This window comes from Bradyrhizobium sp. LVM 105, from assembly GCF_003957705.1.
GTDB classification, from domain to species: Bacteria; Pseudomonadota; Alphaproteobacteria; order Rhizobiales; family Xanthobacteraceae; genus Bradyrhizobium; species Bradyrhizobium frederickii.
The window spans coordinates 1-2885 of record NZ_QZMV01000069.1 but is presented as its reverse complement, the minus strand read 5'-3'; the positions used below and the strand labels follow the sequence as shown (position 1 = coordinate 2885).

1 protein-coding gene is annotated in these 2885 nt (G+C 57.3%); it reads left to right on the top strand.

Annotation, left to right across the window (positions count from 1 at the left end; translation table 11 throughout):
• The first annotated feature begins 1045 nt into the window (after positions 1–1045).
• Positions 1046–2449 carry a GGDEF domain-containing protein gene (locus tag D6B98_RS41605; RefSeq protein WP_126262239.1) on the top strand — a complete coding sequence of 468 codons (1404 nt, stop codon included), beginning with the start codon at positions 1046–1048 and terminating at the stop codon, positions 2447–2449.
• Positions 2450–2885: the final 436 nt, after the last annotated feature.

Sequence of the window (2885 nt, the reverse complement as noted above, 5' to 3'; positions counted from 1 at the left end):
ATTCGCGGGTCAATCTTGCCCGCCGTCAGGCAGAAACTCCACTTATCGCGCTGTTCAGATTTGCGGGACCAGCTCATCCGCCATTATTTACCCTCCGGTTGAGCGTCGTGCGGGTGCCTCGTAAAATTCGCCGGGAGCTCACTGATCACGTTGCGCAGAGCTGTTGCTATCGCAGCAGCTCGCACGTTGCTTCATTTAGCAACACACCAACATGCACTCAATGCGGGCACGTCTGAGGCGATCAGACTTCCCTACATCACCGTGGTGGTAGTCGCGACCAAACCTGGTGATGTTGTCAGCCCAGCAAGTTGCGTGCCAGCCTCGCACTTGAAGCGGTTGACGACCGACCTTTGTTAGGAACCTACAAGGTTTAGCAGGCGGCTAACTAAACAGGCTTAGGTATTGCTAACGGCCTCGTTTGTGCAACGCGGGGATATTCCACACGAAGGAGGCCACAGATGGTCTACACTAAACTCGCCAATCAAAGGGGGCTGACGCTTACGCGTGTTGCTCATCACCCGTGTTTTGGTTCCGAGCCGGACCAGTAACGGGCCGATTGTCGCGGCGATGCTACCGGCGGTCGGCATGCACAGACTCGTGATTTCCTCTGTCTTTCAATGGCGTGTTTTCGACGCCTTGCAGAGTGACAACTCGCGCCAGGAGCTGGGACCAATCTGCTGAACGCACCCTCGACACCCCTGACCGTCAGCGGAGCGGGTGGCCTGAACGTGGTGGGCACAAATACGTAAACGAAGCCCACGGCGCTGCTGATTCCGGCGGCGGCGGAACCTGGTCGCTCCTATCCGCAGGGTCGCCAGCTCGACGGAGTGCAGCAGATCGACCGAAAGCTGAAGCTCATTCCCTTCGTCGGCACCGCGGTGATCGCGCGTCGCTTGTTGAATGGCTTTACGACCACAACGCACCATGGCCCCTTCATCTGCGTAGCTACAGCATGGACCGAAGGTGCTCTGGGACAGCGCATCCCTCGGAGACGCCCAAGAGTTCATGGACGAACGTAAGTCATCATGTGAGAGACGATACGCATATGAGCACCAATCTTGCGGTACAGGCACCGACCAATGCGCTCCGGCTGGTCACACAGGCGTATTCGAGCCTTCTCCTTATCGCCTTCGCCCTGATGCCCGCCCAGTTCATCGCCTACCTGTATTTCCAACAGGATTCCACGCTAAAATTCGAAAATCACTTGTTCCACGAATTCGCGATTGCCGTCGCGACTCTCGAAGGGCTGTTCGTCACTTATGTGACGTGGCGTTGCTACCAGACTTCAGGCGAACCTCTGTTGCGTTGGTTAACGCTGGGCTTTCTCGGCTTCGTGCTGATTTATTCGCCGCACGGTGCCCTCACCGGGATGGCACACCGCAACATTTGGCTGTTTCTGCTCTATGGACCGGCTTCGCGTCTTGCGATGTCGGTTCTGCTCTTCGTTGGCCTGCTCAGCTACAGCCAGCCGTCAGACGAGGTCGAAAAGCGTTCGGATGCGCGCGCATGGCTGATGTGGATCGGCCTGTTCCTGACGATGGACATAGCCGTCGCACTGATCGCCTACTCCCCCTATGCGGGACATCCCGCGGTACGCTTGTCCATGGAGGGCGGCGCACTGGTATTCAGCGTGCTGAACGTCGCGGCGATGCTGACGCGACGGATTCGATCGCCGCTCATGCTTATTTTCGGCATTTCGGTCGCGTGGTTTGCGATATCGTCGCTCGCATTCATGCTGGCGGCGCCCTGGAATCATATGTGGTGGCTCGCCCACGCGATCTTTGCTGGCGGATTCTTCCTGCTCAGCTATGGCGTTGTCCAGGCTTTCCGAACGACACAATCATTCTCGGCCATCTATAGCCAGGAGGAAATGACCGCCCGCCTGGCCGAATCGATGGCCGAGACCCAAAGGGCGCTACAGCAACTGCAACAGAGCAATCAAAGGTTGGAACGCCTTGCCGCCACCGACCCACTGACCGGTGCCGGAAATCGGCGCCACTTCATCGAGCATATTGGCGACGAGATCGCGCGGGCCAAACGAAGCGGTGCTCCATTATCTCTGCTCTCGATCGATCTCGATGATTTCAAGTATATCAATGACTCGCGCGGTCACAGTGTCGGCGATGAAGTCCTCCGCGCATTCGTACGAAAGTGTCTGGAGGCGATCCGCCCTTACGACTCTGTCGCGCGCGTGGGCGGTGAAGAATTTATGGTGTTGCTCCCGGGGGCGACGCTCGACGCCGCTTGCGCGGTGGCCGAGCGCCTTCGCTCTGCCATCGAAGGCGCCGCGTTCGATGTCGGAGCCAAACCGTCGGTCAGCGTCACCATCAGTGTTGGGGTATCGGAGTTCGGGCGCGATGGAGACACCCTTGACGGATTCCTGAGGGTCGCCGATCAGCGGCTATATCGTGCAAAATTTGAAGGTCGCAATCGTGTGATTGTCGCGTAGCCGCTTGCCGGGAATTGCCATGTCCTTGATTCATACGGCGTTGTTCAACGGCTTTCGTTCCGTGGCACGTTCAAGGTGACCGATGAGTTGTGCCGGGAACGACTATCGCGTTTTAGCATCGCGCCTTGCGAAGGCGTTACTCGGGGTTCGACGATGGGTACACAACATATGGTTTTCAATCCATGCTATCTGAAATCGCTAAAAACACCGGCCTCAGCGAAGGTTCGACTATGATGAGTTTGTCTCCACGATCACGCGCGTTGCACGCCGATTGGTTCGATTGGTGTAGTTCTGCCACGAGGGATTTTGTTGTTCTCTTTGGGGGCGTTGTTCTCGCCTCTATTTTGGTGCATGTCTATGAGTGAGCTGGTCCCGCAAATCTGAACAGCGCGATAAGTGGAGTTTCTGCCTGACGGCGGGCAAGATTGACCCGCGA

Excerpts from the sequence above, each read along its gene's own strand:
- D6B98_RS41605 (WP_126262239.1), top strand. The coding sequence starts at position 1,046 with ATGAGCACCAATCTTGCGGTACAGGCACCGACCAATGCGCTCCGGCTG.